At 61.5% G+C, this 24,149-nt stretch carries 25 protein-coding genes; 14 read left to right on the top strand and 11 right to left on the bottom strand.

Annotated features, from left to right (window positions below):
• Positions 1 to 53: 53 nt before the first annotated feature.
• Positions 54 to 1,151: a DNA replication/repair protein RecF gene (gene recF / locus IE123_RS06425; RefSeq protein ID WP_189516297.1), complete on the top strand. Its 1,098-nt coding sequence runs from the start codon at positions 54 to 56 to the stop codon at positions 1,149 to 1,151.
• A gap of 13 nt (positions 1,152 to 1,164) precedes the next feature.
• Positions 1,165 to 3,582, top strand: coding sequence for a DNA topoisomerase (ATP-hydrolyzing) subunit B (gene gyrB, locus IE123_RS06420; protein ID WP_189516295.1), 2,418 nt, complete (start codon positions 1,165 to 1,167; stop codon positions 3,580 to 3,582).
• 49 nt (positions 3,583 to 3,631) lie between these two features.
• On the opposite strand, the gene IE123_RS06415 is transcribed toward gyrB, so the two are convergent.
• Genes IE123_RS06415 through IE123_RS06400 form a run of 4 tightly spaced genes read right to left on the bottom strand, consistent with a single transcriptional unit; the run spans position 3,632 to position 7,180 of the window.
• Positions 3,632 to 4,048, bottom strand: coding sequence for a hypothetical protein (locus tag IE123_RS06415; RefSeq protein ID WP_189516293.1), 417 nt, complete (start codon positions 4,046 to 4,048; stop codon positions 3,632 to 3,634).
• Between the two features lie 26 nt (positions 4,049 to 4,074).
• Complete coding sequence (locus IE123_RS06410) at positions 4,075 to 4,830, bottom strand: 3'-5' exonuclease (RefSeq protein WP_189516291.1); 756 nt, start codon at positions 4,828 to 4,830, stop codon at positions 4,075 to 4,077.
• Positions 4,818 to 5,681 carry an arginase family protein gene (locus tag IE123_RS06405; RefSeq protein WP_189516289.1) on the bottom strand — a complete coding sequence of 288 codons (864 nt, stop codon included), beginning with the start codon at positions 5,679 to 5,681 and terminating at the stop codon, positions 4,818 to 4,820. Before IE123_RS06405 ends, IE123_RS06410 begins: the two co-directional genes overlap by 13 nt.
• Positions 5,682 to 5,740: 59 nt before the next feature.
• The gene (locus tag IE123_RS06400; protein WP_189516287.1) at positions 5,741 to 7,180 is read right to left on the bottom strand and encodes an aminotransferase-like domain-containing protein; all 1,440 of its coding nucleotides are present in this window, start codon (positions 7,178 to 7,180) and stop codon (positions 5,741 to 5,743) included.
• A 199-nt stretch (positions 7,181 to 7,379) separates the two neighbouring features.
• Here IE123_RS06400 and IE123_RS06395 point away from each other — a divergent pair, with 199 nt between their 5' ends.
• Genes IE123_RS06395 through gabT form a run of 3 tightly spaced genes read left to right on the top strand, consistent with a single transcriptional unit; the run spans position 7,380 to position 11,573 of the window.
• Positions 7,380 to 8,801: an APC family permease gene (locus tag IE123_RS06395; RefSeq protein ID WP_189516286.1), complete on the top strand. Its 1,422-nt coding sequence runs from the start codon at positions 7,380 to 7,382 to the stop codon at positions 8,799 to 8,801.
• 23 nt (positions 8,802 to 8,824) lie between these two features.
• Entirely contained in the window at positions 8,825 to 10,273 is a 1,449-nt protein-coding gene (locus IE123_RS06390) for an NAD-dependent succinate-semialdehyde dehydrogenase (protein WP_189516284.1), read from the top strand.
• Between the two features lie 25 nt (positions 10,274 to 10,298).
• Positions 10,299 to 11,573, top strand: coding sequence for a 4-aminobutyrate--2-oxoglutarate transaminase (gabT, locus tag IE123_RS06385; RefSeq protein ID WP_189516282.1), 1,275 nt, complete (start codon positions 10,299 to 10,301; stop codon positions 11,571 to 11,573).
• Between the two features lie 83 nt (positions 11,574 to 11,656).
• Here the strand turns inward: gabT and IE123_RS06380 are convergent, their stop codons facing one another.
• The 3 genes from IE123_RS06380 to IE123_RS06370 all read right to left on the bottom strand — a co-directional run bounded on the left by IE123_RS06380 (position 11,657) and on the right by IE123_RS06370 (position 14,440).
• Positions 11,657 to 12,607 carry a ribokinase gene (locus tag IE123_RS06380; protein ID WP_189516280.1) on the bottom strand — a complete coding sequence of 317 codons (951 nt, stop codon included), beginning with the start codon at positions 12,605 to 12,607 and terminating at the stop codon, positions 11,657 to 11,659.
• Between the two features lie 97 nt (positions 12,608 to 12,704).
• Positions 12,705 to 13,403, bottom strand: a complete 699-nt coding sequence (locus tag IE123_RS06375) for a pirin family protein (RefSeq protein WP_189516278.1) — start codon at positions 13,401 to 13,403, stop codon at positions 12,705 to 12,707.
• A 185-nt stretch (positions 13,404 to 13,588) separates the two neighbouring features.
• The gene (locus IE123_RS06370; protein WP_229819639.1) at positions 13,589 to 14,440 is read right to left on the bottom strand and encodes an HAD-IIA family hydrolase; all 852 of its coding nucleotides are present in this window, start codon (positions 14,438 to 14,440) and stop codon (positions 13,589 to 13,591) included.
• 421 nt (positions 14,441 to 14,861) lie between these two features.
• Between IE123_RS06370 and IE123_RS06365 the strand changes: the two genes are divergently transcribed.
• Positions 14,862 to 16,019 carry a glycosyltransferase family 9 protein gene (locus tag IE123_RS06365; protein WP_189516276.1) on the top strand — a complete coding sequence of 386 codons (1,158 nt, stop codon included), beginning with the start codon at positions 14,862 to 14,864 and terminating at the stop codon, positions 16,017 to 16,019.
• 39 nt (positions 16,020 to 16,058) lie between these two features.
• Here IE123_RS06365 and IE123_RS06360 read toward each other — a convergent pair whose 3' ends face one another.
• Entirely contained in the window at positions 16,059 to 16,961 is a 903-nt protein-coding gene (locus tag IE123_RS06360; RefSeq protein ID WP_189516274.1) for a DMT family transporter, read from the bottom strand.
• Between the two features lie 284 nt (positions 16,962 to 17,245).
• On the opposite strand from IE123_RS06360, the gene cdd reads away from it, so the two are divergent.
• From cdd to IE123_RS06345, 3 genes are all read left to right on the top strand, one after another.
• The gene (gene cdd, locus IE123_RS06355) at positions 17,246 to 17,680 is read left to right on the top strand and encodes a cytidine deaminase (RefSeq protein WP_189516272.1); all 435 of its coding nucleotides are present in this window, start codon (positions 17,246 to 17,248) and stop codon (positions 17,678 to 17,680) included.
• Between the two features lie 26 nt (positions 17,681 to 17,706).
• Positions 17,707 to 18,270 (top strand): putative glycolipid-binding domain-containing protein, encoded by a 564-nt coding sequence (locus IE123_RS06350; RefSeq protein ID WP_189516270.1) that lies wholly within the window; start codon positions 17,707 to 17,709, stop codon positions 18,268 to 18,270.
• A 371-nt stretch (positions 18,271 to 18,641) separates the two neighbouring features.
• A complete protein-coding gene (locus IE123_RS06345) occupies positions 18,642 to 18,893 on the top strand; it encodes a hypothetical protein (protein ID WP_189516268.1) in 252 nt (83 codons plus the stop codon).
• A gap of 169 nt (positions 18,894 to 19,062) precedes the next feature.
• Here IE123_RS06345 and IE123_RS06340 read toward each other — a convergent pair whose 3' ends face one another.
• Positions 19,063 to 19,455, bottom strand: coding sequence for an MAPEG family protein (locus IE123_RS06340; protein WP_189516266.1), 393 nt, complete (start codon positions 19,453 to 19,455; stop codon positions 19,063 to 19,065).
• Positions 19,456 to 19,712: 257 nt separating this feature from the next.
• Here IE123_RS06340 and IE123_RS06335 point away from each other — a divergent pair, with 257 nt between their 5' ends.
• The gene (locus IE123_RS06335) at positions 19,713 to 20,135 is read left to right on the top strand and encodes a GFA family protein (protein WP_189516265.1); all 423 of its coding nucleotides are present in this window, start codon (positions 19,713 to 19,715) and stop codon (positions 20,133 to 20,135) included.
• 2 nt (positions 20,136 to 20,137) lie between these two features.
• Here IE123_RS06335 and IE123_RS06330 read toward each other — a convergent pair whose 3' ends face one another.
• Positions 20,138 to 21,088, bottom strand: coding sequence for a D-2-hydroxyacid dehydrogenase family protein (locus tag IE123_RS06330; RefSeq protein WP_189516264.1), 951 nt, complete (start codon positions 21,086 to 21,088; stop codon positions 20,138 to 20,140).
• Positions 21,089 to 21,122: 34 nt separating this feature from the next.
• Positions 21,123 to 21,566 carry a DUF4174 domain-containing protein gene (locus IE123_RS06325; RefSeq protein ID WP_229819638.1) on the bottom strand — a complete coding sequence of 148 codons (444 nt, stop codon included), beginning with the start codon at positions 21,564 to 21,566 and terminating at the stop codon, positions 21,123 to 21,125.
• A gap of 100 nt (positions 21,567 to 21,666) precedes the next feature.
• Between IE123_RS06325 and IE123_RS06320 the strand changes: the two genes are divergently transcribed.
• The 4 genes from IE123_RS06320 to IE123_RS16260 all read left to right on the top strand — a co-directional run bounded on the left by IE123_RS06320 (position 21,667) and on the right by IE123_RS16260 (position 24,092).
• Complete coding sequence (locus tag IE123_RS06320; RefSeq protein ID WP_189516263.1) at positions 21,667 to 22,635, top strand: ribonuclease Z; 969 nt, start codon at positions 21,667 to 21,669, stop codon at positions 22,633 to 22,635.
• A gap of 98 nt (positions 22,636 to 22,733) precedes the next feature.
• Complete coding sequence (locus IE123_RS06315; protein ID WP_189516262.1) at positions 22,734 to 23,327, top strand: UbiX family flavin prenyltransferase; 594 nt, start codon at positions 22,734 to 22,736, stop codon at positions 23,325 to 23,327.
• A gap of 70 nt (positions 23,328 to 23,397) precedes the next feature.
• A complete protein-coding gene (locus IE123_RS06310; protein WP_189516261.1) occupies positions 23,398 to 23,958 on the top strand; it encodes a DUF6438 domain-containing protein in 561 nt (186 codons plus the stop codon).
• A complete protein-coding gene (locus tag IE123_RS16260) occupies positions 23,958 to 24,092 on the top strand; it encodes a DUF2256 domain-containing protein (protein ID WP_189516260.1) in 135 nt (44 codons plus the stop codon). The genes IE123_RS06310 and IE123_RS16260 overlap by 1 nt, the downstream gene beginning before the upstream one ends.
• The last annotated feature ends 57 nt before the right edge of the window (positions 24,093 to 24,149 follow it).

Here is a 24,149-nt window from a genome sequence, read left to right as displayed (position 1 = left end):
TCTGCCACACCCGTGCCCGGTAGTGACCGGGCGCGCGTCCCCTTTGGATCGTCATGGCGCTTGATCATCTCCACTTTCAGGGGCTGCGCAACCTGCCGGCTGTCACCTGGCAGCCCGGGGCACACGTCAATCTGATCTTCGGCGACAACGGCAGCGGCAAGACCAGTCTGCTGGAAGGCCTGCATGTGCTGGGCATGGGCCGCTCGTTTCGTACCCGTCAGCTCAAGCATGCCATTACCCATGATCAGGACGCGCTGACGCTTTTTGGCCGACTGGCGGGTGACCCGCCTCTGCCACTGGGCGTAGAGCGCCGTCGCGATGGCAGTACCCTTGCCGTGCGGGTCGCCGGCGAGAAGATCGATCGCATCGCCGAGCTGGCCCGCCATCTGCCCATGCAGCTGATCAACCCGGACGCCTTTCGTCTGATCGAAGGCGCCCCGGCCGCGCGGCGAGAATTTCTCGACTGGGGCGTGTTTTATATTCACCCCGATTTTTTTGATGTCTGGCGTCGGGTAAGACGCTCGCTCAAACATCGGAATGCGCTGCTCAGACATGATAGAATTGACGAACAGTCGCTCTCGCTCTGGAGCCGCGAACTGGCACGCTGGAGCGATGCGCTGGATACCATGCGCAGCGACTGGATGGCGCGCTTCACAAGTGTTTTCAACGCCACGCTTGCCGAGCTGATCGAGCTGCCGGAATTAAGCCTTCGCTATTATCGTGGCTGGGATAAAAACCGTCCGCTTGAAGAGATCCTGCAGGAAAGCGTGGCGACTGACCGGCAGATGAAGTTTACCCAGCAGGGGCCTCAGCGCGCGGATCTGCGTCTGCGCATGGGACGCTATCCGGCCGCCGAAGTCCTCTCCAGAGGGCAGCAGAAGCTGGTGGTGAGTGCCATGAAACTGGCGCAGGGGCGACTTCTGGAACAGGAAGGCCGCAAGCGCTGCCTCTATCTGATCGATGATCTGGCAGCCGAACTTGACGAACAGCATCGCCGCGCCTTTTGTCGGCTGCTGGAACAGATGAATTGTCAGACCTTTCTGACCGGTATTGAGCCTGCCTCCCTTGAAGGGCACTGGCATATCGATACCGACGTCAGAAGGTTTCACGTGAAACACGGTCGTCTGGCAAGCATGCCAACGGCACGATGACCCGGGAGCATCAATGAGCGAACCACAGGCTTACGACTCATCGAGTATCAAGGTTCTTAAAGGACTGGACGCGGTACGCAAGCGCCCGGGCATGTACATTGGCGATACCGATGATGGCACCGGCCTGCACCACATGGTGTTCGAGATCGTCGATAACTCGATCGACGAGGCACTGGCCGGCCACTGCAGCGAAATCCGGGTCGTTATCCACCCTGATGAGTCCGTGACCGTCTCCGATGACGGCCGTGGCATTCCGACCGATATCCACTCCGAAGGGGTATCGGCGGCAGAAGTGATCATGACCGTGCTTCACGCCGGCGGCAAGTTCGACGACAACTCCTACAAGGTGTCCGGTGGACTGCACGGCGTGGGCGTGTCGGTGGTCAACGCGCTCTCCGAGCAGCTCAAGCTCACCATCTGGCGCAAGAACCAGATTCACGAGCAGGTCTACCATCACGGCGTGCCGCAGTCGCCGCTGGCGGTGGTAGGCGATACCGAACGCTCCGGCACCCAGATTCACTTCAAGCCTTCGGCCGACACTTTCGCCAATATCGAGTTTCACTACGATATCCTGGCCAAGCGTCTGCGGGAGTTGTCGTTTCTGAACTCCGGCGTGGCGATTCGCCTGCTCGACGAGCGTGACGGCCGCGAGGAGCTGTTCCACTATGAGGGTGGTCTGCGCGCCTTTGTCGATCACCTCAACACCAATCGCACCACCATCAATCCGGTGTTTCACTTCAATGCCGAGCGCGAGGATGGCATCGCGGTAGAAGTGGCGATGCAGTGGAACGACAGCTACAGCGAAAACATCTTCTGCTACACCAACAACATCCCGCAGCGCGACGGCGGCACGCACATGGCAGGCTTCCGCGGTGCGCTGACCCGCAGCCTCAACAGCTACATCGAGGCCGAGGAGCTGCAGAAGAAATCCAAGGTCGCAACCTCCGGCGATGATGCCCGTGAAGGTCTGACCGCGATCATTTCGGTCAAGGTACCCGACCCGAAGTTCTCCTCGCAGACCAAGGACAAGCTAGTCTCCTCCGAGGTGAAAACGGCCGTCGAGCAGGAGATGAGCCGCCAGCTCTCCGACTATCTGCTGGAAAACCCCGCTGACGCCAAGGCGATCGTCAACAAGATGATTGACGCTGCCCGTGCCCGTGACGCTGCACGCAAGGCGCGCGAGATGACCCGCCGCAAGGGCGCGCTCGATATCGCCGGGCTGCCCGGCAAGCTGGCCGACTGCCAGGAAAAGGACCCGACCCGTTCGGAGCTCTACCTGGTCGAGGGCGACTCGGCTGGCGGCAGCGCCAAGCAGGGGCGTGATCGTCGTACCCAGGCGATCCTGCCGCTCAAGGGCAAGATCCTCAACGTCGAGAAGGCGCGCTTTGACAAGATGCTCTCCTCGGCCGAGGTCGGCACCCTGATCACCGCACTGGGCTGTGGCATTGGTCGCGAAGAGTTCAACGCCGACAAGCTGCGCTATCACTCGATCATCATCATGACCGACGCCGACGTGGATGGTTCGCACATCCGCACGCTGCTGCTGACCTTCTTCTTCCGTCAGATGCCGGAGCTGATCGAGCGCGGGCACATCTTTATCGCCCAGCCGCCGCTGTACAAGATAAAGCGCGGCAAGAACGAAATGTATCTCAAGGATGAGGCGGCGCTGATCCAGCATCTGACCACGACGGCCCTCGATGGTGCGCAGCTGCACGTCAACGCTGATGCTCCGGGCATCGGCGGTGAGCATCTCGAGAAGCTGGTGCACCAGTACCGTGACGTGATGGATCGTCTGGACCGTCTGGCACGCGTCTATCCGGCGGATGTCCTCAAGCGTCTGATCTACGCCGACGCTGTCAGTGAGGAGATGCTGGGGGACAAGGCGGCCATGACGCGCTGGATCGAAGCCCTGCAGGTCGATCTGGACGAGCGCATTGCCTACGCCGGTGGCCCGCGTTATACCTTCCGGCTGGTCGAAAACGAAGAGCGTGGCCTCTTCCTGCCGGCGGCGATGCTGACCGCTCATGGGGTGGAAACCGACTATCCGCTGGGGCTGGGCTTTTTCCAGTCCGCCGACTACGCCGCCATGGTGGCGCTCAATCAGGCGCTTGACGGTCTGCTGGAAGAGGGCGCCTATATTGCCCGCGGCGAGCGTTCAAAGCCGGTCGAGAACTTCCACGACATCCTCACCTGGCTGATGGCCGAGGCCAGCCGTGGTTTCAGCATCCAGCGCTACAAGGGGCTGGGTGAGATGAACCCGGACCAGCTGTGGGAAACCACCATGGACCCGGACAGCCGCCGCATGCTCAGGGTCACCATCGAGGACGCCATTGGCGCCGACATGATGTTCAACACCCTGATGGGTGATGAGGTCGAGCCGCGTCGTGACTTCATCGAGCAGAACGCGCTGGTAGCGAATCTGGATATCTGATCCGGTCACACCCCTTTGTGATCCAACCGGAGCCTCGCGCTCCGGTTTTTTATGCCCGGGAGTCAACCTCGATAAACCACTTTGGCTTTATGCGGCCAAAATCGCGGCGCATGTGGTGTCTGAGTGCCGCCTTTGAATCCAGCACGACACTTTCCCGTTCGGTGCGCATGAACACCACCCAGTGCCAGAAGGGCACGCCGTCGATGCGTCGCCACTTGATCGCCAAAAGCGCCCGGTCCGGCAGGTCCTCCCAATCGGTAAAGGGCTGCTCGCCCTCAATGGTTTCGATACCCAAAGACGCCAGCAGCCTTCTGACATGCACCGTTTGCGACCACAGTGTGCGATCACTGGCGTGAATGCCCAGGGCGGCTGCCCGGGTTCGCGCGGTCTCGTAATCCAGCCCGGCCAGCGCGGCACAGGCCGCGATGCCGCAGCCAGTGGGTTCTTCCTGAATGACGGGTGTCATGACGTGATCCGTTACCATTCAATCACCTAAAAAAGCTGCCCCTGTTCGGGCCGTGCTGCAAGCCCACGCCTTGCATACTCGGCCTCAAGCGAGGCGTGCACATCAATATTGCCGCCGCGCCAGCCGTTCAGCGCCCGGGTCAGGGCGTCATCATCAAGTGACTCGATGGTCTGGCCGCGCGCCGGGCCAAAGCGCAGGCGTATGCCGGGTACCGGCTGGCCGGTCGTGGCCCAGTCAAGAAAGGTTGAAAAGTCGGTAAAACCAAAACGTGCCATCAGTGGCGGGATCAGCGCAGCGGTCATGCGCGCGTCAAACAGCGCGTCATGGGCGTTAACGGGTTCCTGACCGGTCAGTTCACGGTACGTGTTGCCCAATGAAGCGCTTTCCAGGCCGTCGCGCTTTTTCAGCCGATAGGCAGGAAGGAAGAGATCCAGGCTGCGTTTTGGGCGATAGCCCAGCCGGCGGGCAATCACGTTGTCAAAACTGGTATTGCTGAAACCGATCACCAGCGCATCAAATCCCTGTCGCGCGGCCTCCCGGTAAACCTCGGGCACGGCACGGCGATAGTCGGGGCAGTGGGCGACATCCTCATCATGCAGCCCGTGCACCTGGGTGGTGATCGGGTCGATCGGCCCGCCGGGATGATAGTTGGCACAGGACTGCCAACGGATATCGAAGGCGCCATCGTCCCCCACCGCTCCACCCATGACTGCCAGCTGCACCACGCCACACTCGCGTGCCCGGCCGCCGGCGGTTTCGAAATCGTGGATCAGGGCGCGCATGTCACCTCATCCGACAGGAGCTTTCTGGCCAGCGGCATCAATATCTCCACCAGCACCGTCAGATCTGCCGGCGCCGAATCGTCCGGCCAGTGCGATTCCAGCTCGGCCACTTCCATTCCGATGATGTCTTCTCGAGACAGGGCGGTCATGAGCTCGGCCAGGGCGTCAGGCGCAAGGCCACTCTCGATCTGATAATCGCTGGGTACGACGCCGGCCTGGAGCACGTCGCAGTCGAGATGAATATAGACCGGACGCCCGGCAATGGCGTGCTGCAGCGATTCGGCGTTTAGATGCGTCGGGGACAGGTGGCAAAGACGCTTGTCATCGATCAACGCCTGCTCGCCGGGGTCCAGCCAGTGAGCGCCCGCCAGAATCACCTGAGCGAGCGACAGGTCACTGCCCAGTCCGCTCTCCCAGAGTCCGGCTGCCGCGGCAATTACCATGCCGCCGAGATAGCCCGACTCGGAGGTCTCCGGGGTGTTGAGATCGCCATGGGCGTCGAACCAGACGATGCAGGCATCCGGATGATGCCGTGCGATCACCGGCAGGGTCGCCATGCCGCCGGCACAGCGACTCATGGTCAGCACGGGACGCCTGCCTTCGGAAAGTGTCTTTTCCATGCATCGGGCCAGTGATACCAGATCGGGAGTGACAGCCGCCAGCACCTGCTGCCAGCTGCCCGACAGCGCCTGGCCCGGCGCGCCGAGCGTCTGCAGGGGAATCCCGAGAACGTCTGCCAGACGCTGCGCCAGCGCCAGGGCGCCGGTCATGCCATGAGGATTGCGGCCGGCACAGTTGCCCTGAAAACAGATCAGCGGCGGGGGCGCGGTCAAGGGGGGCTGCTGCACCATGGTGCCTCCATGTCAGAGAGCGGATGGTCTGATCATGCCACGGTGTCTGCGTGATCACATCAGCGTGTGGTCATAAAGGCACGAATGCCTTCGGCCAGCTGCTGTCCAAGACGCTCCAGCGTCTCGCCCTCGACCATGCCGATGCCCAGCACCAGCCCGCGGCGTGGGTCATCGTCCGCGCAGACCGGGCTGAGCGGCTTGACCACCAGACGGTAGTGATTGAGCAGATAGCGCGTCAGGCGTACATCATCGATCTCCGGGGCCAGCGTCACGCACAGGGTAATGGTGCCGGCCGGCGGCGAGATATCGATAATGCCCGGCAGCCCGGTCAGCAGGTCATGCAGGGTCTGCTGGCGTGTCAGATACGCCCGGTTGATGCGCCGGCACCAGCGGTCTAGGTCGCCATCGGCCATGAACTGCGCCAGTACTGCCTGATCCAGCATGCGCCCTTCACGAAATACCTCGCTGCGTACCCGGTTGATGGCACCGCTCAGCGCGCGGGGCACCACCAGATATCCGAGCCGCAGCCCCGGGAACATCAGCTTGGAAAATGATCCGGCCAGAATGGCGTGGCCGTCATCAGGGGAAAAGAGCAGCCCCCGATGGTGAACATCAAAGAACTCGTAGTCATCCTCGATGATGATCGCCGGTGACAGATGCTCGACCAGTGCGCGCTTGTCCTCGATCGGCATGGGCACGCTCAAGGGGTAGTGGCGCGCGCCGGTCAGATACAGGATGCGTGGCGAGGGCGCCATGGCCTGCAGGTCCTGATAGCCCGCGCCGGGCTGCCAGTGGCACTGGGAAATCGCAAGTCCTGTCGCCTGAAAGACGTTGCGTGCGCCCCAGTAGCAGGGTGAATCCATCACGACGCGGTCGCCGTGATCGGCCAGCGCCAGCGCACACAGCTCCAGCCCGTGGTGGGTGCCATCGGTGATGATGATCTGCTCCAGGGCGCACTCGATGCCGCGACCGCGGCGGAGAAAGTCGGCGATCGCGCGCTTGAGCGGGCCATAGCCACCGCTGGAATAGGAGAGCAGCAGGGCGTTGTGCGGTACGGTCAGGGTGGCGTAAAGCGCGCGCCAGCGCCGCATGGGGAAGCGCGCGATATCGGGAATGCCGGGCACGAAGGCACCGCTCTGGATCGCACTGGCACCGGTCGTGCTCAAAATTCGTTGCGCACGCTGTGACAGCGATACCGCCGTTGTCGGCGAAAGCGGTGAAGCGGCATCGGGGCGCCGGCTCCAGCTGCCGCGACCGTGCTGGGTGGTCAGAAGATGCTGTGACTGTAAAAGCTCGATGACGCCGGCCAGCGTATTGCGCGCCACGCCCAGCCGCTGGCAGATATCGCGATGGGCCGGCAGACGCTGGCCGTCGACCCACTGCAGCTCGATCAGCGTGGTCAGGGCCTGCTCCAAGCGTACCTGCTTGCTCAGCCGCTCGGGCTGGCGCTGCCAGGCCGCTTCGAGATCACTCAGGGCCTCTTCGACAGATCGCTGCATGATACGAGTCCGGGCTGAAGTAACGGGAGAGAAGGCCATTATGGTCGTCGCATCAGGCAGTGGTCTACCTGAACACCCAAGTGGTTCACGTACCTGGCGCGCCACAGTGGTAGCGTGTGAGAGGGAGAGATAACAAGACGGCCCGGCCGGACAGAGACTCCCATCGCCCTGAATGACCATAACAATGATGGAACAATCCATGCAGAGCACCACAACACCACGAGAACTGGTACGCGTTCTGGCACGCGCTGACGTGCTGGCCCTGGCCTTTGGCGCGATGATCGGCTGGGGCTGGATCGTCCTGACCGGTGGGGCGATTCTCGATGCCGGCAGCCTTGGCGCGATCATTGCCTTCATCATCGGCGGCATTGCCGTATTGCTGGTCGGCCTGACCTACGCCGAACTGGCCTCGGCCATGCCCAAGGTCGGCGGTGAGCACGTCTACAGCTACCGCGCGCTGGGGCACTTCGCCTCCTTTGTCTGCACCTGGAGCATCGTGCTGGGCTACATGAGCGTGGTCTCCTTTGAAGCGGTGGCCCTGCCCACCGTGGTCGAACAGCTCTTTCCCGGCTATGACGTGGGGCATCTCTGGACGGTGGCCGGCTGGGACGTCAAGGCCAGCTGGGTCGCGGTCGGCGTTGTCGGCTCACTGGTGATGATGGCAATCAACTATGTCGGTATCACCACCGCGGCCCTGATCCAGAAGCTGGTGACCGGTCTGATTCTGGTGGCGGGTGTGCTGTTCGTGACCGGGTCACTGTTCACCGGCGAGGCAGCCAACATGACGCCGCTGTTCAATCACGAGGCCAGCGGTGGATTTGTCGGCGGCATCATGGCGGTGCTGATCATGGTGCCCTTTCTGTTTGTAGGCTTTGACGTGATTCCCCAGGCTGCCGAGGAGATCGATCTGCCCTATCGCGACATCGGCAAGGTGCTGATCGCCTCGGTTTTGATGGCGGTGATCTGGTACGCGCTGATCGTGCTGGGGACCAGTCTGATGCTCGATCACGACGCGCTGCAGGGCACGTCGCTGTCAGTGCCGGATGCCATGGCCGCCGTCGTGGGCAGCGTCTGGGGTAGCAAGCTGATGGTGCTGGCCGGTATCGCGGGCATCATCACCAGCTGGAACGCGTTTTATATCGGCGGGTCGCGGGCGATCTACGCCCTGGCGCATTCGGGCATGCTGCCGGCCTTTCTGGGCAGGCTGCACCCGAAGTACAAGACGCCCACCAACGCCATCATCATGATGGGGCTTTTGTCGACGATCGCACCCTTTCTGGGTCGTCCGGCCATGGTCTGGCTGGTGGATGCCGGCGGTCTTGGCATCGTGATTGCCTATCTATTTGTGGCGCTCTCCTTTCTGGTGCTGCGAAAGCGTGACCCCGACATGGACAGGCCTTTCAGGGTAGGTAATGGCCGGGTCGTGGGGACACTGGCGGTCATCCTGTCACTGGTCATGGCGTGTCTTTATCTGCCGGGCAGCCCGTCAGCGCTGACCGGTATCGAGTGGGGCGTGTTCGGGGGCTGGATGGTGCTGGGGCTTGCGATGTATCTCTTTGCGCTCAATCGTTACGGGCGTGCCTTCAGCGACAGGGTCATGCAGGACGTCTATCACCGCTGACATCACACCCATGAGGTCAAGACATGTTTGATATCGAATTCAGGACACAACGCGCCGGCGCATTGATCGGTGAACACTGGATCGAAGGCGCGCAGCGCTTTGCAGTAAACAACCCGGCCACCGGTGAGCTCGTGGCCGAAGTGGCGGATCTGGGCGCTGATGACACCCGTGACGCCGTGGCCGCCGCCGATGCAGCACTGGCTGACTGGCGCAAGGTGCCGGCCAAGGAACGCTCACGCCTGCTGCGCCGCTGGTTTGATCTGGTGGTGGAAAACACCGACAAGCTGGCGCGACTGATGACGCTGGAACAGGGCAAGCCGCTGGCCGAGTCCCGCGGGGAAGTCGGCTATGGCGCCTCGTTTATCGAGTTCTACGCCGAAGAGGCCAAGCGCATTGCCGGTGAAACCCTGCCCGGGCACGGGGCCGACAAGCGCATTCTGGTCATGCGCGAGCCGATCGGCGTGGTGGCGGCCATCACGCCCTGGAACTTTCCGCTGGCGATGATCACCCGCAAGTGCGCGCCGGCGCTGGCCGCCGGCTGCACGGTGGTGATCAAGCCCGCCGAGGCGACCCCACTGACCGCGCTGGCGCTTGCCGCCCTGGCGCTGGAGGCCGGCATTCCCAGGGGGGCCATCAACGTGGTCACGGCCAAAAGCCCGGTGGCGGTAGGCGAGGTACTGACCACCGACCCGCGGGTACGCAAGGTCTCCTTCACCGGCTCCACCCCGGTGGGCAAGAAGCTGCTGGCGCAGTGTGCCTCCACGGTCAAGAAGACCGCCATGGAGCTTGGCGGCAACGCACCCTTTATCGTCTTTGATGACGCCGATCTCGACGCGGCCGTCGAAGGCGCGATTGCCTCGAAATACCGCAACGCCGGTCAGACCTGCGTATGCACCAACCGCTTTCTGGTGCAGTCCGGCATTTATGACGCCTTTGTCGAGAAATTGGCCGCTCGTGTGCGCGAGCTCAAGGTCGGCAACGGTCTGGAAGAAGGCACGATCATCGGGCCGCTGATCAACCAGGCGGCCGTGGACAAGGTCAGCGCGCACGTCAGTGATGCGCTCGACAAGGGTGCCAGGCTGGTGGAAGGCGGTGAAGCGCATGCGCTGGGCCACACCTTTTATGCGCCCACGGTACTGGCCAATGTGACGTCCGACATGGCGGTGGCCCATGAGGAAACCTTCGGACCACTGGCCGCGGTGTTTCGTTTTGACCAGGATGAACAGGCCATCGCCATGGCCAACGATACGCCCTTTGGCCTGGCGGCCTATTTCTATGCCCGCGACTACAAGCGCATCTGGCAGGTGATGGAGGCGCTGGAGTACGGCATGGTCGCCGTCAATGAAGGGCTGCTTTCGACCGAACTGGCGCCCTTTGGGGGGATCAAGGAGTCAGGGCTGGGTCGGGAAGGTTCACATCACGGACTCGAGGAGTTTACCGAACTCAAGTATGTCTGCCTTGGCGGGCTGTGATCGCTGCACATCAAAGGAGATGAAGATGAATAACAATGAACTCAATGATCTGAAAAAGCGTTATGTGGCCAACGGCGCCGCCAGTGGCGACAGCCATTTTGCCGACCACGCCGAGAATGCCGAGCTGTGGGATGTCGAGGGCAAGCGCTTTATCGACTTTGCCGGCGGGATTGGTGTGCTCAATATCGGTCATCGCCATCCGAAGGTGGTCGAGGCGGTCAAGGCGCAGCTCGATAAGGTCATGCATACCTGCCAGACCGTTATGCCCTATGAAGGCTACGTGAAGGTGGCCGAGAAGCTCAGCCAGATTACACCGGTGCGCGGGCATGCCAAGGTGATGCTGGCCAACTCCGGCGCCGAGGCGCTGGAAAACGCGGTCAAGGTGGCGCGTGCGGCCACCGGACGCTCCGGCGTGGTCTGCTTCACCGGCGGCTATCACGGGCGTACCTTCATGACCATGGCGATGAACGGCAAGGTCGCGCCGTATCGCACTGACTTCGGCCCCATGCCGGGACAGGTCTATCGCGCGCCCTATCCGGTCGAGTCGATCGGTGTCAGTGAGGAAGACGCGCTGCGCGGGCTGAAGATGACCTTCAAGACCGATGCCAACCCGAAGGACACCGCCGCGATCGTGATCGAGCCGGTGCTGGGCGAGGGCGGTTTTCACGCCGCCTCCCCGAGCTTCATGAAGGCGCTGCGCGAGATCTGCGACGAGCACGGCATTTTGCTGATCGTGGATGAAGTGCAGTCCGGCTTCGGCCGTACCGGCAAAATGTTTGCCATCGAGCATACCGGCGTCGAACCCGACATCATGACCATGGCCAAGAGCATGGCCGGTGGCATGCCGATTTCGGCCGTGGTGGGCACTGATCGCATCATGGACGCCTCGGGCGGCAACTCGCTGGGCGGTACCTACACCGGCAGCCCGGTCTCCTGTGCAGCCGTGCTGGCGGTGCTGGACGTGTTCGAGGAAGAGAACATTCTCGAGAAAAGCCGCGCGCTGGGCGAAAAGCTCGGTGAGCGCTTCCAGAAGCTTGAGGGCGCGTTTGACTGTGTGCGTCACTCGCGCCATCTGGGCGCCATGGCGGCCTTTGATCTGGTCCGTGCCGATGGCGAACCCGATGCCGAGCTGGCGGGAAAACTCTGCAAAACCGCCCGCGAGCGCGGCCTGATCCTGCTGTCCTGCGGGATTTATGCCAACACGATCCGCTTTCTGATGCCGGTCACCATCAGCGATGAGGTGCTTCATGAAGGCATGGATCTGATCGAGACCATGCTCGGCGAGCTGACGCAGCAGTAGGCATTGGCGCTGTAGAGACACAAAACGAAAGGCCCCGCTCATGGCGGGGCCTTTTTTAATGCGCTTGTGTCAGCGCCCGGGAATTATTCAGGCCGACCGGCGATCTGTAGAAAGGTCTCGACCTCATCCACAACAGGAATACCGGTCGCCGCCCCGGCACGCTGCACGGCCAGCGCCGCTGCCGCGGTGGCCCGCTCCAGACAGGTGGCGTCGTCGCGGCCCGCCTGCAGGGCGGCCATGTAGTAGCCGATAAACGTGTCGCCGGCGCCGGTGGTGTCCACGGCCTGTACCGGCCGGGCCGGTTGATACAGGGGGTCATGGCGTTCGCCGTCAATGCGCCAGGCGCCTTCCGAGCCGAGCGTGAGCACGATATTGACGCCCGGCAGGGCCTGTTGCAGCGCCCTGATCAGGGCATCGGCATCGCTGTCTTCGTCCAGATCCACCAGCGCGGCTGCCTCGCCGCGATTGACGAACAGCAGTGACAGCTCGGTCAGCGGCAGGTCACGAATGGCGGGCGTCATCGGCGCCGGGTTGAAGGCGACCTTCAGGCCCCGATCCAGCGCCTGACGAATGACGGCGTCAATATCGTTGCACTCGTTTTGCAGCAGCAGCCAGCCCTCATTGTCGGTGTTCTTGATCAGTGCCTCGATGCGCTCGGAAGTGAAGCGCTGATTGGTGCCGCCAAACAGCACAATGGCATTTTCGCCCGCGTCATCGACCTGAATCACGGTATGACCGCTTGAGCCTTCCAGCAGTGTCACATCCGTGATGTCAGCCCCGGCACTTTCCAGCGTTTCCAGCGCCCAGTCATCTGTCCTGCCCAGCTGGCCCCAGTGGGCCACACGGCCGCCGGCACGGGCCAGCGCGATGGTCTGGTTGGCGCCCTTGCCCCCCAGCACGATCTGATAGTCGGTGCTGGACAGTGTTTCGCCCGGGCGCACCAGGTGTGGCACGCGATAGACATGGTCGATGTTGATCGATCCGTAGTTGTAGACGGTGGCCCTGCTGGATGCCGGTTGCTTCGATGCTGACATGACGCCCTCGCTGTTGTGGCAATGCGGTTATAGCAATGATCTGGCGTGATCATCGAACACAACAAGCCCCCTTGTCGATTCAGGGCAGATCAACGGTTCAGGGAAGATCGAAAACCAGCACTTCGGCGTCACGCCCACGGGCAAGCTCGATGCGTGCCTCATCTTCCAGCATCAGCGCATCGCCGCCTTCAAGTGCGTGGCCGTTGACCTCAAGCGCGCCGCGAACGAGATGCACGTAACCACGCCGGCCAGGCGAGAGCTCATGGGTCAGGGCGGTATCGCCGTCCAACAGCGAGGCATGGATGAAGGCGTCCTGCTCGATGCGTAGCGAGCCGTTGCGACCATCCGGTGAAATGATCAGCCGCAGCTGATCGCGCTTTGACTCGGGCGGAAAGTCCGCCTCGCTGTAGCGCGGCGCCAGATTCCGCTCGCGGGGGAAGAGCCAGATCTGCAGGAAGTGCACCGGCTCACTGTTCGAGTGATTGAACTCGCTGTGCTCCACGCCGGTGCCTGTGGTCATCAACTGCACACGTCCCGGGCCAATGCTGGAACCGTTGCCCAGCGTGTCGCGATGGGCCAGCTCACCGGACAGCACGTAGGAAAAGATCTCCATGTCGCGATGACCGTGCTGACCAAAGCCACCGCCGGGGGCGACGCGATCTTCATTGATCACCCGCAGGGGGCCGAAATGCACATGGTTGGGGTCGACATAGCCGGCAAAGGAGAAGGAGTGGTAGCTCTCGAGCCAGCCATGATCAGCGTGGCCGCGCTCATTGCCGGGGCGAAGGGTCAGCATGGGAGTTCTCCAAAAGTCAGGAATGAACCCAGCATCTGCTTCGAATTCCTGCAGGGCAAGGGCATAAAATGAACGTTTGGCATCGAAAAAATAGCATGCGCCCGCCCTGAAGGTTCAGCGCGGGCGCAGTAGCTGAGCAAGGAGTTCAGGCGCCCTGCGTGACAAAATGCGGCCTGAAGGACGGCCTACTTTTTGCTCCCGGCTTTCCTGCCATCGCCGTCATCCTTTTTCGTATTCTGCGTGCGCTTGTCGTCCTCGAGCAGATCCGCCACCGAATCAAGAATTTCCTTGGGCCGATACGGATAGCGCTCGACCTCGGAGCGGTCGGCAATGCCGGTCAGTACCAGCACGGTATGCAACCCGGCCTCGATGCCGGCCACCACATCGGTATCCATGCGATCGCCGATCATGCCGGTACGCATGGAGTGAGCCCCCAGCTTGTTGAGCGCCGAGCGAAACATCATCGGGTTGGGCTTGCCGACCACATAGGGCTCGCGCCTGGTCGCGCTGGTGATCAGCGCCGCCACTGCGCCGGTGGCCGGCAGCGGCCCTTCCCGACTGGGGCTTGTGACGTCCGGGTTGGTGACAATAAAGCGGGCACCATCGTTGATCAGGCGAATGGCGCGGGTAATGGCTTCGAAGGAATAGGTCCGCGTTTCTCCCAGCACCACGTAGTCCGGGTCGGTGTCGGTCATCACAAAGCCGGCTTCATGCATGGCCGTGGTGATGCCGGCCTCGCCAATGACAAAGGCTGAACCATTGGGCGACTGATCCTTTAAAAAGGCTGCGGTCGCCAGCGCCGAGGTCCAGAGCTGCTCTTCGGGCACATCGATGCCGCTGCGCGCCAGACGGGCGCTAAGATCACGCGGGGTATAGATCGAATTGTTGGTCAGGACCAGAAAGGGCTTTTGCTTTTCCCGCCACTGATCGATCAGCTCGGCAGCGCCCGGAATGGCCTTGTTCTCATGCACCAGCACACCGTCCATATCGGTCAGCCAGCAATCAACGTCGCGTTCCACCTTCTTGCCTGTAGTCAAGATTCGTTCCCCCCATGCCTGTGATGAACTTCAGCATAGCGTTAGACAGCGCGTCATGTCTTTCACCGCTGGACGTGTAGCCGGGCGGTACCTGCCTGATATGGCTAACGTCGTCGTGTCAATGGCGGGGAATCATGGCCGAGGCGCCTTTTATGAGACGACATTATTTAAAAACATTGTTTGCTTTCATTATTTTCAGGGGGGGATAAAAGCGACGAAAACAAGAAAGGAAGGGAGATCGTCATTTTTAATATTTCCTTCATTTTAGCATGACTATTTTTATAAAATGCTATTTGTATCGTGGAACAAGTGTCTGTCAATGTGGTCTTTAAATGTCAGTAAAAACGCGGATTTCATTTAATAAATCATTAATGATTGCGAAGGGTTAACCTCGCAATGGCAGGCATGATCAGGTGATGTGATGTCTCTGAAAACAGCGATTCGCACCAATACGGTACTCAAGAAAACAGCGCAGAAGATCGAGAAAAGTGCACGACGTGGCATGACCTTTCTCATCACAAAATATCTTCAAAAAAACGATGCAGTCGAGGTTGAAAATCTCCAGGGCCCTTTAAGAATTTTGCTGGTGCGGCCCAATTACCGTATTGGCAACGCATTGATCATGTCGCCTGTTATCGACACGTTTCGACAGCGTTTTCCCGATGCCCGCATTGACCTTCTCACGACCGACAATACCTGCACGCTGTTTCGACATCAGCCCCTGGATCATGTGCTGACCTTGTCACGCGACTGCATCCTGCGCCCGTGGCGCTTTATTGCCATGATCAAACGCCTGCGCCGGACGCAGTATGATCTGGCCGTGCAGGCCGGTCCCAGCTCACTGACCGGACTGATCTTCGTGCGCTGTATCAATAGCCGCTACACCATGGGCAAGAGCAAGCGCGGCCAGCACTGGTTTGATATCGAAGTGCGGGGCGATCAGGATCACGCCTATGACATCCCGCAGATGTTCGCCCGGGCACTAGCCACACCCTGCCGTAACCACCCGCTGATGAGATTGAGCAACGGCGAGCGCAGCATCGGCCGCGGCGAGCTGGAAGAGCTGGGCATCGATTTCGATGACGCCGGCCACGCGACGCCCTTCGTGGCCCTGTTCGTTGGCGGGCATCTCGACAAGCGCCTGCCGCTGAGCTTCTGGCAGGAGAGTTTCGACGCACTGGAAGCGGCTGGGCAGCGCTACGTGGTGTTTGTCGGCCCCGAGGAACTGCGCCATGCCGCGGTACTCGAGCAGCAGATGGCCCGTGGTCAATACGGCGCGCTTTGTCGCCCCCGGCCGCTGCGCATCTTTGCTGCCATGCTGCATCATGCCCGCTACCTGATCAGCCCGGATTCGGGACCGCTGCACATCGGTGCGGCACTCGATGTGCCGGTGATGGCACTGGTGCAAAAGCGCAAGTCACTGAAGTTTGCCCCGCGCGGCCCGCTGGACATCGTGCTCTGGCAGCCGAACGCCCGGCAACTGCTGGAGGCCGTTACCCGGCCCGAGCAGTTTCAGGGGCGTCGTGACGCTGGCGCATTTGAGTCCGCGATGGATCCGGACATGGCGTTGACGTCATAAGTGCTCAAGCGGCATTGCGGTTGACGCTTTCCGGTTGAATTACCTGGGCCGGGAAGTGCCCGTTATCCAACGCGCTCCGGGCTTTCGCAGTCCCAGCCAGGCATTGACGAGCAGTGTCACCAGCGTCAGCAGGCCGCCGTAGAGGGTCGCGCCCGGCGGGTTTTCACCGAGCAGCCACCAGACCCACAGCGTGCCGAGAATTGCCTCGACCAGGTAAAAGAGTGCCACCTCGGCGGAGGGCAGATAGCGGGTGGCGTTGTTGATCAGCGCCGTGGCCAGTGGCATCTGCAAAAGGCCCATGATGGCGAGCACGGCGTAGCTCTGGGTGCTCAGCGCCAGTGGCGTCGCCATGGGCCAGGCAATAATGGCCGTGATCACGCCGCCGCCGGCGATCAGGGGCAGCCGGTCCAGCATCGGGTAGCGCCGCAAAAGCGTCAGATTGGCGCCGACCGCCATCGCAGCGCCCAGTGCGTAGACGTCCCCCAGCAGGCCATCACCGGTCAGCGACCCGGCAAAGACGATGATCAGCCCCAGCATGGCAAGGCCGATCGCGACCCAGGTTCTCGCCGCCACCCGCTCCTGTAGAAACAGCCGGGTGAGGATGGCTGCAAACAGCGGCGCTGTACTCAGAATTACCACCACGTTGGCCACGCGGGTGTGCATCACCGCCATCACGAACAAAAGCGAAATTGCGGCCAGCAGTCCGGCGGAGACCAGCGAAACTCCGCGATGGGCGTTGAGTGTCGCCAGTCGCCGGCGTTGACAGTAGAAAAGCCCCATGACGAGCGCCATCAATGCCCCGCGCCAGAAGGCGATATTCCAGCCGTCGGTCACTGCCAGCCGCACCAGCAGGCTATCGAAGCTCAGGATGACAATTCCGACGGTCGCCAGCGTCAGCCCACGCGAGTGATGGGATGCAGCATCATGAGGCGTACTAACCATGGCAGTTATCTCCTTCACGACAGTGCCGCTGCAGGGCGCACGTGCTGTCGTGTCTGTAGGGCGTCAGTCGATCCGGTGACCCACCATCCTGACCCGACAGCGGCCGGCAGCCTGTTCCCGTTGCGTCGCCGGGGAGGGCATGGGCGACCCGAGTGATGCCCGCAAGAAGGCACAGCGTTCTGATGGCGACAGGTAACAGTGTCGCTGCCAGCCTTGCATTGCGCTGCTGTTACCGACACGCGTGTGCTGCGACAATGCCCGGCCATCATTATCAGGAGCCTCCCATGACCGAGTCCGTTCTCCCCCCGCTGCCCGAAAGTCTGCGTCAGCAGCTCATTGGCGTGCGCGACAACGCCTATGCGCCCTATTCGAACCATCCGGTCGGGGCGCTCTTGATCAGTGAAAGCGGTACCGTCTACACCGGCTGCAATGTCGAGAGTGCCAACTACAAGGGACTGTGTGCCGAGGCCGGTGCCATTGCCGCGCTGATCGCCCACGGCGAGCGCGAAATTCGCACGATCTATGTCATTGGTCCGGGGGACGGGCTTTGCACCCCCTGTGGCGACTGTCGCCAGCGTATTCGTGAGTTTGCCGCCCCCGATACCGAGATCGTGGTGGTCGATGGTCAGGGCCTGCCCATGAAGTGCTATGACATGGATACCCTGCTGCCGGATTCCTTTGGCCCTGAAAATCTCGGCAGGACTTCAAAAATGGGGTAGATCCGATCGGTGAGGGGAGAAGACATATGCAGCGAGAGAGCAGCTGGACCGGCTGGGATCACCAGGGCAGTGAACATTTGCGGCTGCATATCGGCAGTGACGGTGTTGACGCCGCCAGCCGTGTGGAAGGTCGCCACGCTGGCGCTCCCTGGCAACTGACCTATCGACTGCAGCTGGATGTGCACTGGCGACTTCAGCGGCTATCGGCCCGGCTGACGGATGGGCGGGAATGCCATCTTTCAATCGATGGGCACGGGCAGTGGTGGCGCGATGAGCAGGTGCTGCTGTCATCACTGACAGGCTGTATCGATATTGATATTGCGGCCACCCCCTTTACCAACACGCTACCCATTCGACGGCTGGGCCTGAGTATCGGCGAGTCGTCGACCCTGAGGGTTGCGCTACTGTCCGTTCCGGCGCTGACCTTAAGCATCGCGCGCCAGCGCTATACGCGCCTGTCATCCCGGGGCTGGCGCTATGAAGGCCTCGATAGCGGCTTCACGGCGCAGCTGGAAGTCGATGATCAGGGGCTTGTACTGGATTACCCCGATACCTTTCGCCGCAAGCATGGGCCCTGCATGTCCTGTTGACGCCATGGCGGAAGGGCATCCAGGAGGGTTAGAAAACAGTGTTGTACAAGTTGAGAGAAACGTGGGTCAGTTTTTGACGTATGTTCTTCAAAATGTCACATAAAAACATGCAGAAACGTTTTCCTAACCCGGGTTTAATGTTTACAAAAAATTATAATGTACAACCCTTGTACATTGAATGGCGCTATGCCAAAGTGTGTTCACACGGTCAGCACGGACGCTGACCCGGGATCGACAGGGACGTTGATCAGTACGGCGAGGAACGCCACGGCAGGGACTGCCGCAGATATCGGCCAGGATGGCCAAAGGCAAGGATTGCCAACCATATCGCCCAGGACGGGCGGTAACATCACCAGGGAAGGAACCGAGTCATGACACACTACATCTCCTGCACACGCTGTGGTCACGATCAGAACGCTCCGATGGACACCTGCAACGAGTGGGATGAAATTACCTGCTCCGAGTGTGGCGAATTTCTGGACACGGTTGGTCACTGGAACGACCTTCACGCACCGTCCTTTGCCATGCAGACGCTGAACAAGTCCAGAACACTGACGCTCATGATGGCCCGCGAGAGCCGCCCCATCAATGATCACCAGATCGGGCATCGCGTTTCCGCCTGATAGTCGGCCGAAACCGCAAATCTCCCAAAATGCCGCCCATCGAGGCGGCATTTTTCATGTCCTTCCGGTTACTTTTCCGACGCCTGACCACTGCTTGTCGCGACATTAAAAACGCCCGGCCATGTGCCGGGCGTTTTTTGATCCATCAATCAGGCAGAAAAGGCGCGGTCTAGAAGATGACCGCCAGTACCACCAGCACGAGCCCAAGCAGGCTGACGCCCCAGACCATTGAGCGCACGTAGGGAATGCCCATGGCATAAAGGGGAACGTAGGCCACACGGGCCAGGAAATAGAGCCACGCGCCCCAGGCCGTCATCGCGCCTTCCTGAAGGCCGACGTGGGCGATCAGAATGGCGCCGATAAACAGCGGCAATGTTTCAAACAGATTCTTCTGGGCACGAAACAGCCGCGCCGTCACCACCCCCATCGGTGGGCCTTCCTTGTCGCGCGGGCCGGCATTGTAGTCAATGCCGGTCTCGCGATTGCGATACATCGCAGGCAGCAGGATCTGGACGATGGCAAGCACCAGCGTCCAGCCCAACAGATACAGTTCCATGCTCATGGGTGGCTCCCGGAGTGATCAGGACAACAATTCTCCCCTTGAGCGTAGCAGGCCACCGGCATTGGGGCGTCTGTATGGTGAGAAAGCACATGACACTTTTATCATTTGCCATGAATATAGAGGTTGCTGATGTCTCATACTGGATCTCCAGAGACTGACACCGTGATACGGTGCTTAATGACAACGCGATTGGCGCAGACACTGATCACCGTCCGGCAGTGGCTGCATTACCGGGTAAGGCCTTCAAGGAAGAGATCATGACCGACATTACGGAAAGGGCAGGTGGCTGCCTCTGCGGCCAGGTGCGGTTTACGGTACGTCATGGTGGCGAGGTGCACGTCTGCCATTGTTCGTTATGCCGCAAGGCTACGGGTGGGCCCATGCTGGGCGTCGTCTGTGACGGCGAGCCGGTGTTTGATGACGCCTCGCCCGTAGGGATCTATCACTCCTCCGAGCAGGGCGAGCGCGGCTTCTGTCTGCGCTGCGGCAGCCAGCTCTATTTTCGCCATACGCCTGACAACGCCTATGCGTTCACGGCCGGCACCTTTGATGACCAGTCACCCATGGTGATGACCGAAGAAATCTACATCAAGGACAAGCCCGGCTTTTATGATTTTGCCAACGAGACCCGCCGGTTCTCGCAGGACGTGGACAGCGACATTATCCCGCGTCAGGGGTAGTCTCAGAGCCTTCTGATCGGCGTGCCCGCAAGCCAGGCCTCGATATTCTCGATGGCCTGGCCAAACCAGGTGCGATAGTTGGTATCACTGACATAGCCGATATGCGGTGTGGCCAGCACATTGGGCAGCCGGCGCAGGGGATGATCGAACGCCAGCGGCTCCTGCTCGAACACATCCAGCCCCGCACCGGCTATCCGGTCGTCCTGCAGCACCTCGACCAACGCGGCCTGGTCGACGATGGCAGCGCGTGAGGTATTGATCAAAAGTGCCGAAGGCGACATCCATTCAAGCGCCTGTCGATCGATCAAATGATGGGTGCGTGCACTCAGCACCAGATGAATCGAGACGATATCGCTTTCGCTCAGCAATGCCCGTTTCGATTTGGCCAGCGTTACCCCGACCTCATCACAGCGCGCCTGGGTGAGATGTTCGCTCCAGGCCAGTACTTCCATATCAAAGGCCTTCGCGATGTGTGCCATGCGCGTACCGATCTTCCCAAGCCCCATGATGCCCAGCGTGCGCCCCGCCAGCGTCATGCCGACCGTGCTCTGCCAGGGACCATTGGTGGTGAAGTGGTGATGCTCGGCCGGCAGATGGCGCGCCAGCCCCAGTATCAGCGCCCAGGCAAGCTCCGTGGGCGGCGCGGGGTGACTGTCGGTGCCGCACACCGTAACACCGCGTTTGCGCGCCGCCTCGATATCGATGGCCGCATTGCGCATCCCCGAGGTAATCAGCAGTTTCAGATTCGGCAGACGTGACAACAGTGGGGCCGGAAAGGGCGTGCGCTCGCGCATGATGACAATCACGTCAAAGGGCGAGAGCCGCTCAATCAGCGTATCTTCATCGTCAACATGGTCGTGAAAGACCGTGATCGCCACGCGCTCCTCGAGACGCGTCCAGTCGGCCATGGCCTGCGCCGCATGCTGATAGTCATCAAGAATCGCGCAGCGCATGGGTGACCCTCCTGGTTGTTTTATCCGTGACGGCCTACTGACGCGCGCGACGCATCGGCATGTTATCGACCGTATCAAACAGCTGGCGGGGGTCGACAAAGCCCTCCTGCTGCACCTTCTTGCCGCCATCCTTGCCGATGAGCACCGTAGTCAATGGCCCACTGGCGTTCAGACCCAATGAGGAGAGCAGGGCGCCGGTTTCGGCTTCGGTCAGGCGCTCGCCTTCCTTCATGCCCGCGCCGTCTTCCACGGTGTAGAGCACCATGTCACGGTCGTTAAAGGCATTGCGCTGCGTCTCGACAATGCCGCGCATGCGCTCGTAATCGCTGTTGTCGGCACTCGGCGTCACCATGACCAGCGGGCGCGACTGCCACTTGTCGGTCAGCAGCGGATTGGCGGCCGGGTCGACCTGGTCGGCCTGCGCGCCGGCGCCACTCAGTCCGGCGGCCAGCAGAGCCGGCATGATCCAGTGTTTCATGATCTACTCCTGTGACAGGTTGTCGTTGCGATGTTTCCCAGCATAGCGTCTGACATGTTTGCCATCATCACACTCTGCTTAATACCACGAGGTCATCGCCATGCAACTGCGTTTTCTGGGCACCTCGGCCGGCATGCCCACCCGAACCCGCCATGTCAGTGCGCTGGCCCTGCAGCCCGAAGGGCAGCGGCGCTGGTATCTCATTGACTGCGGTGAAGGCACCCAGTATCAGCTGATGCGCACGCCCCTGAGTCTGGCCCGGCTCGAGGCGGTTCTGATCACCCATATTCACGCCGATCACTGCTACGGCCTGCCCGGGCTTTTGGCCAGCGCCTCGATGGCCGGACGCCGGGCGCCGCTGACGCTGGTGGGGCCGCCGGCCGTTTGGGAATATATCGAGGCGATGAAGGCCACCACCGGGCTTTTTTTCGATTTCGAGCTGATCTACATCGAGGCCTCAACGCTGGTTGATACGCCCTTGAGCCTTGCCGATGTCACCGTGCGCGCCACGCCCCTGTCCCATGGCGTCGAGTGCTACGCCTACGCGTTCGAGGAGCGTCATGTCGAGGCATCGCTGGATACGGCGCTGCTCATGGCGGAAGGGATCGCCCCGGGCCTGATCTGGGGCCGGCTTCAGCGCGGCGAGACGGTAACCGACGATCAGGGGCGCCATCTCGACGGCGCCGACTATCGCCTGCCCTCGCGCACGCCGCGGCGGCTGGTGGTGGCCGGCGACAACGATACGCCGGATCTTCTGACAGCGTTTTGCCGCGAGGCAGACGTGCTGGTGCATGAGGCGACCTATACCGAGGCGGTGATCACTCGTCAGGGTACGGATCATGGCCACAGCAGTGCCGCCCGCATTGCCGCCTTTGCCGACAGGGCAGGGCTCGCCGGGCTGATCCTGACCCATTTCAGTCCGCGCTACGCCAGTCGCCCGGGATCGGCGTACTGCATTGACGAGATCGAGCAGGAAGCGCGTGAGCACTTTGGCGCCACGCTGATGCTGGCCGAGGACCTTGCCGTGTTTGAGCTGTCGCGTGACCACAGGCTGCAACGGTGTGAATGAGTCGGTGCCCGGCTTCGATGTGAATGACGCCGTGCCCGGCTACAATGGGCGCTCACGCGTTCTTTCATGACACTCTTTCATGACCCCAGGGAGCCCTGATGACCCCCCGCCGTCTGATCATTGCCATTACCGGTGCGACCGGCTTTGTCTACGGCGCGCGCGCCCTGGAACTGCTCAGGCCGCTGAATATCGAGACCCATCTGGTGGTGTCCAAATCTGCCGAGCTGACCCGGCGCTATGAAACCGGCATCAGTCGCGAGCAATTGTTTGCACTGGCCGACGAGGTACACCCGGTGGGCGATATCGGCGCATCATTGGCCTCCGGCTCCTTTCGCACGCTGGGAATGCTGGTGGCCCCCTGCTCGATCAAGACCATGTCGGAGATCGCCACCGGCACAACCACCAACCTGATTTCGCGCGCCGCTGATGTGGTACTCAAGGAGCGGCGCCGGCTGGTACTGATGCTGCGGGAAACGCCGCTGCATCTGGGGCATCTGCGCACCATGACCAGCCTGACCGAGATGGGCGCCATCCTGTTTCCCCCGGTACCGGCCTTCTACGCCCGACCGGCCACGCTCGAGGAGATGGTGGATCACAGCGTGGCGCGCGCGCTGGATCTCTTTGATATCGAGATCGACGGCATGCCGCGCTGGGGCGAAAACCTGCATCCGCCGGGGAGGACCCGAGAGTAACGAACTACGCTTGAACCATGCCGCCTCGTGTGACCCACGGGGCCATGACTCATGCTTCAGGGAGCTGCGTATGAAATCCTGTTTCTCGTCCGGGTTTTTGGCGGGTACGGCACTGCTGCTGGCGGGCTGCGCCGGCGGTGATCACACACAGCCCTCGCAGCGAAGCGACACCGGGCGAACCCCGACGGCCGGCGATCTGGCCAGTATTCGCTACGATGTCGGCCCCTGTCACGGCTTCTGCCCGGTCTACTCGGTAGAGGTGCTCGCCGACGGGACGACCCGTTTCGTGGGCCGGGAACATACGCAGGTCTACGGCCGGCAGGCCCGTCAGAACGGCGAACAGGCGTTCACGCAGCTTCAGCGTACGCTTGCGCCCTGGCAGCCGGTGATGAACCAGCAGCGTGAATCCACCAACTGCGGGCCAAGGGTCACCGACATGTCGCAGTACACCGTGACCTGGACCGGTCGTGACGGGCGCCAGGCGAGGCTTTTGCATGATGGCGGCTGCCGTTCGGCCAGTGCCCTGTCGCTGACGCGCCTGCTCGATGAAGAGATCCCCGACCGGCTTGGCATTTCGAACTGGATCGGCACGCCTTCGACGTCCAGCGCGGTGACGGCGCCTTTGAACTGATGCGAAAGAAGTCCGACCTGCCGACCAAGACCTGCCCGGTATGCGGCCGCCCCTTTACCTGGCGCAAAAAGTGGGCGCGTGACTGGGACAACGTGATCTACTGCTCCGAGCGCTGTCGACGATCGAAGTCATGACACTGTTATCTTCGCGTCATCGTGATGACATCCGGGCTCGCCATGCTGCGCCCGATA

The sequence above is a fragment of the Kushneria pakistanensis genome (assembly GCF_014652795.1).
GTDB lineage: Bacteria > Pseudomonadota > Gammaproteobacteria > Pseudomonadales > Halomonadaceae > Kushneria > Kushneria pakistanensis.
The sequence above is the reverse complement of the archived record's forward strand: the minus strand, read 5'-3'. Positions and strand labels throughout refer to the sequence as shown.

Bases quoted from the DNA above. Each gene is read 5' to 3' on its own strand.
- IE123_RS06400 (WP_189516287.1), bottom strand. From the start codon at position 7,180: ATGCAGCGATCTGTCGAAGAGGCCCTGAGTGATCTCGAAGCGGCCTGG.
- IE123_RS06390 (WP_189516284.1), top strand. From the start codon at position 8,825: ATGTTTGATATCGAATTCAGGACACAACGCGCCGGCGCATTGATCGGT.
- IE123_RS06340 (WP_189516266.1), bottom strand. From the start codon at position 19,455: ATGAGCATGGAACTGTATCTGTTGGGCTGGACGCTGGTGCTTGCCATC.
- IE123_RS16260 (WP_189516260.1), top strand. From the start codon at position 23,958: ATGCGAAAGAAGTCCGACCTGCCGACCAAGACCTGCCCGGTATGCGGC.
- IE123_RS06405 (WP_189516289.1), bottom strand. From the start codon at position 5,681: ATGGTGCAGCAGCCCCCCTTGACCGCGCCCCCGCCGCTGATCTGTTTT.
- IE123_RS06315 (WP_189516262.1), top strand. From the start codon at position 22,734: ATGACCCCCCGCCGTCTGATCATTGCCATTACCGGTGCGACCGGCTTT.
- IE123_RS06350 (WP_189516270.1), top strand. From the start codon at position 17,707: ATGCAGCGAGAGAGCAGCTGGACCGGCTGGGATCACCAGGGCAGTGAA.
- IE123_RS06360 (WP_189516274.1), bottom strand. From the start codon at position 16,961: ATGGTTAGTACGCCTCATGATGCTGCATCCCATCACTCGCGTGGGCTG.
- IE123_RS06310 (WP_189516261.1), top strand. From the start codon at position 23,398: ATGAAATCCTGTTTCTCGTCCGGGTTTTTGGCGGGTACGGCACTGCTG.
- IE123_RS06320 (WP_189516263.1), top strand. From the start codon at position 21,667: ATGCAACTGCGTTTTCTGGGCACCTCGGCCGGCATGCCCACCCGAACC.
- gabT (WP_189516282.1), top strand. From the start codon at position 10,299: ATGAATAACAATGAACTCAATGATCTGAAAAAGCGTTATGTGGCCAAC.
- IE123_RS06335 (WP_189516265.1), top strand. From the start codon at position 19,713: ATGACCGACATTACGGAAAGGGCAGGTGGCTGCCTCTGCGGCCAGGTG.
- IE123_RS06375 (WP_189516278.1), bottom strand. From the start codon at position 13,403: ATGCTGACCCTTCGCCCCGGCAATGAGCGCGGCCACGCTGATCATGGC.
- IE123_RS06345 (WP_189516268.1), top strand. From the start codon at position 18,642: ATGACACACTACATCTCCTGCACACGCTGTGGTCACGATCAGAACGCT.
- IE123_RS06395 (WP_189516286.1), top strand. From the start codon at position 7,380: ATGCAGAGCACCACAACACCACGAGAACTGGTACGCGTTCTGGCACGC.
- IE123_RS06415 (WP_189516293.1), bottom strand. From the start codon at position 4,048: ATGACACCCGTCATTCAGGAAGAACCCACTGGCTGCGGCATCGCGGCC.
- IE123_RS06410 (WP_189516291.1), bottom strand. From the start codon at position 4,830: ATGCGCGCCCTGATCCACGATTTCGAAACCGCCGGCGGCCGGGCACGC.
- IE123_RS06380 (WP_189516280.1), bottom strand. From the start codon at position 12,607: ATGTCAGCATCGAAGCAACCGGCATCCAGCAGGGCCACCGTCTACAAC.
- IE123_RS06325 (WP_229819638.1), bottom strand. From the start codon at position 21,566: ATGAAACACTGGATCATGCCGGCTCTGCTGGCCGCCGGACTGAGTGGC.
- IE123_RS06330 (WP_189516264.1), bottom strand. From the start codon at position 21,088: ATGCGCTGCGCGATTCTTGATGACTATCAGCATGCGGCGCAGGCCATG.
- gyrB (WP_189516295.1), top strand. From the start codon at position 1,165: ATGAGCGAACCACAGGCTTACGACTCATCGAGTATCAAGGTTCTTAAA.
- cdd (WP_189516272.1), top strand. From the start codon at position 17,246: ATGACCGAGTCCGTTCTCCCCCCGCTGCCCGAAAGTCTGCGTCAGCAG.
- recF (WP_189516297.1), top strand. From the start codon at position 54: ATGGCGCTTGATCATCTCCACTTTCAGGGGCTGCGCAACCTGCCGGCT.
- IE123_RS06365 (WP_189516276.1), top strand. From the start codon at position 14,862: ATGTCTCTGAAAACAGCGATTCGCACCAATACGGTACTCAAGAAAACA.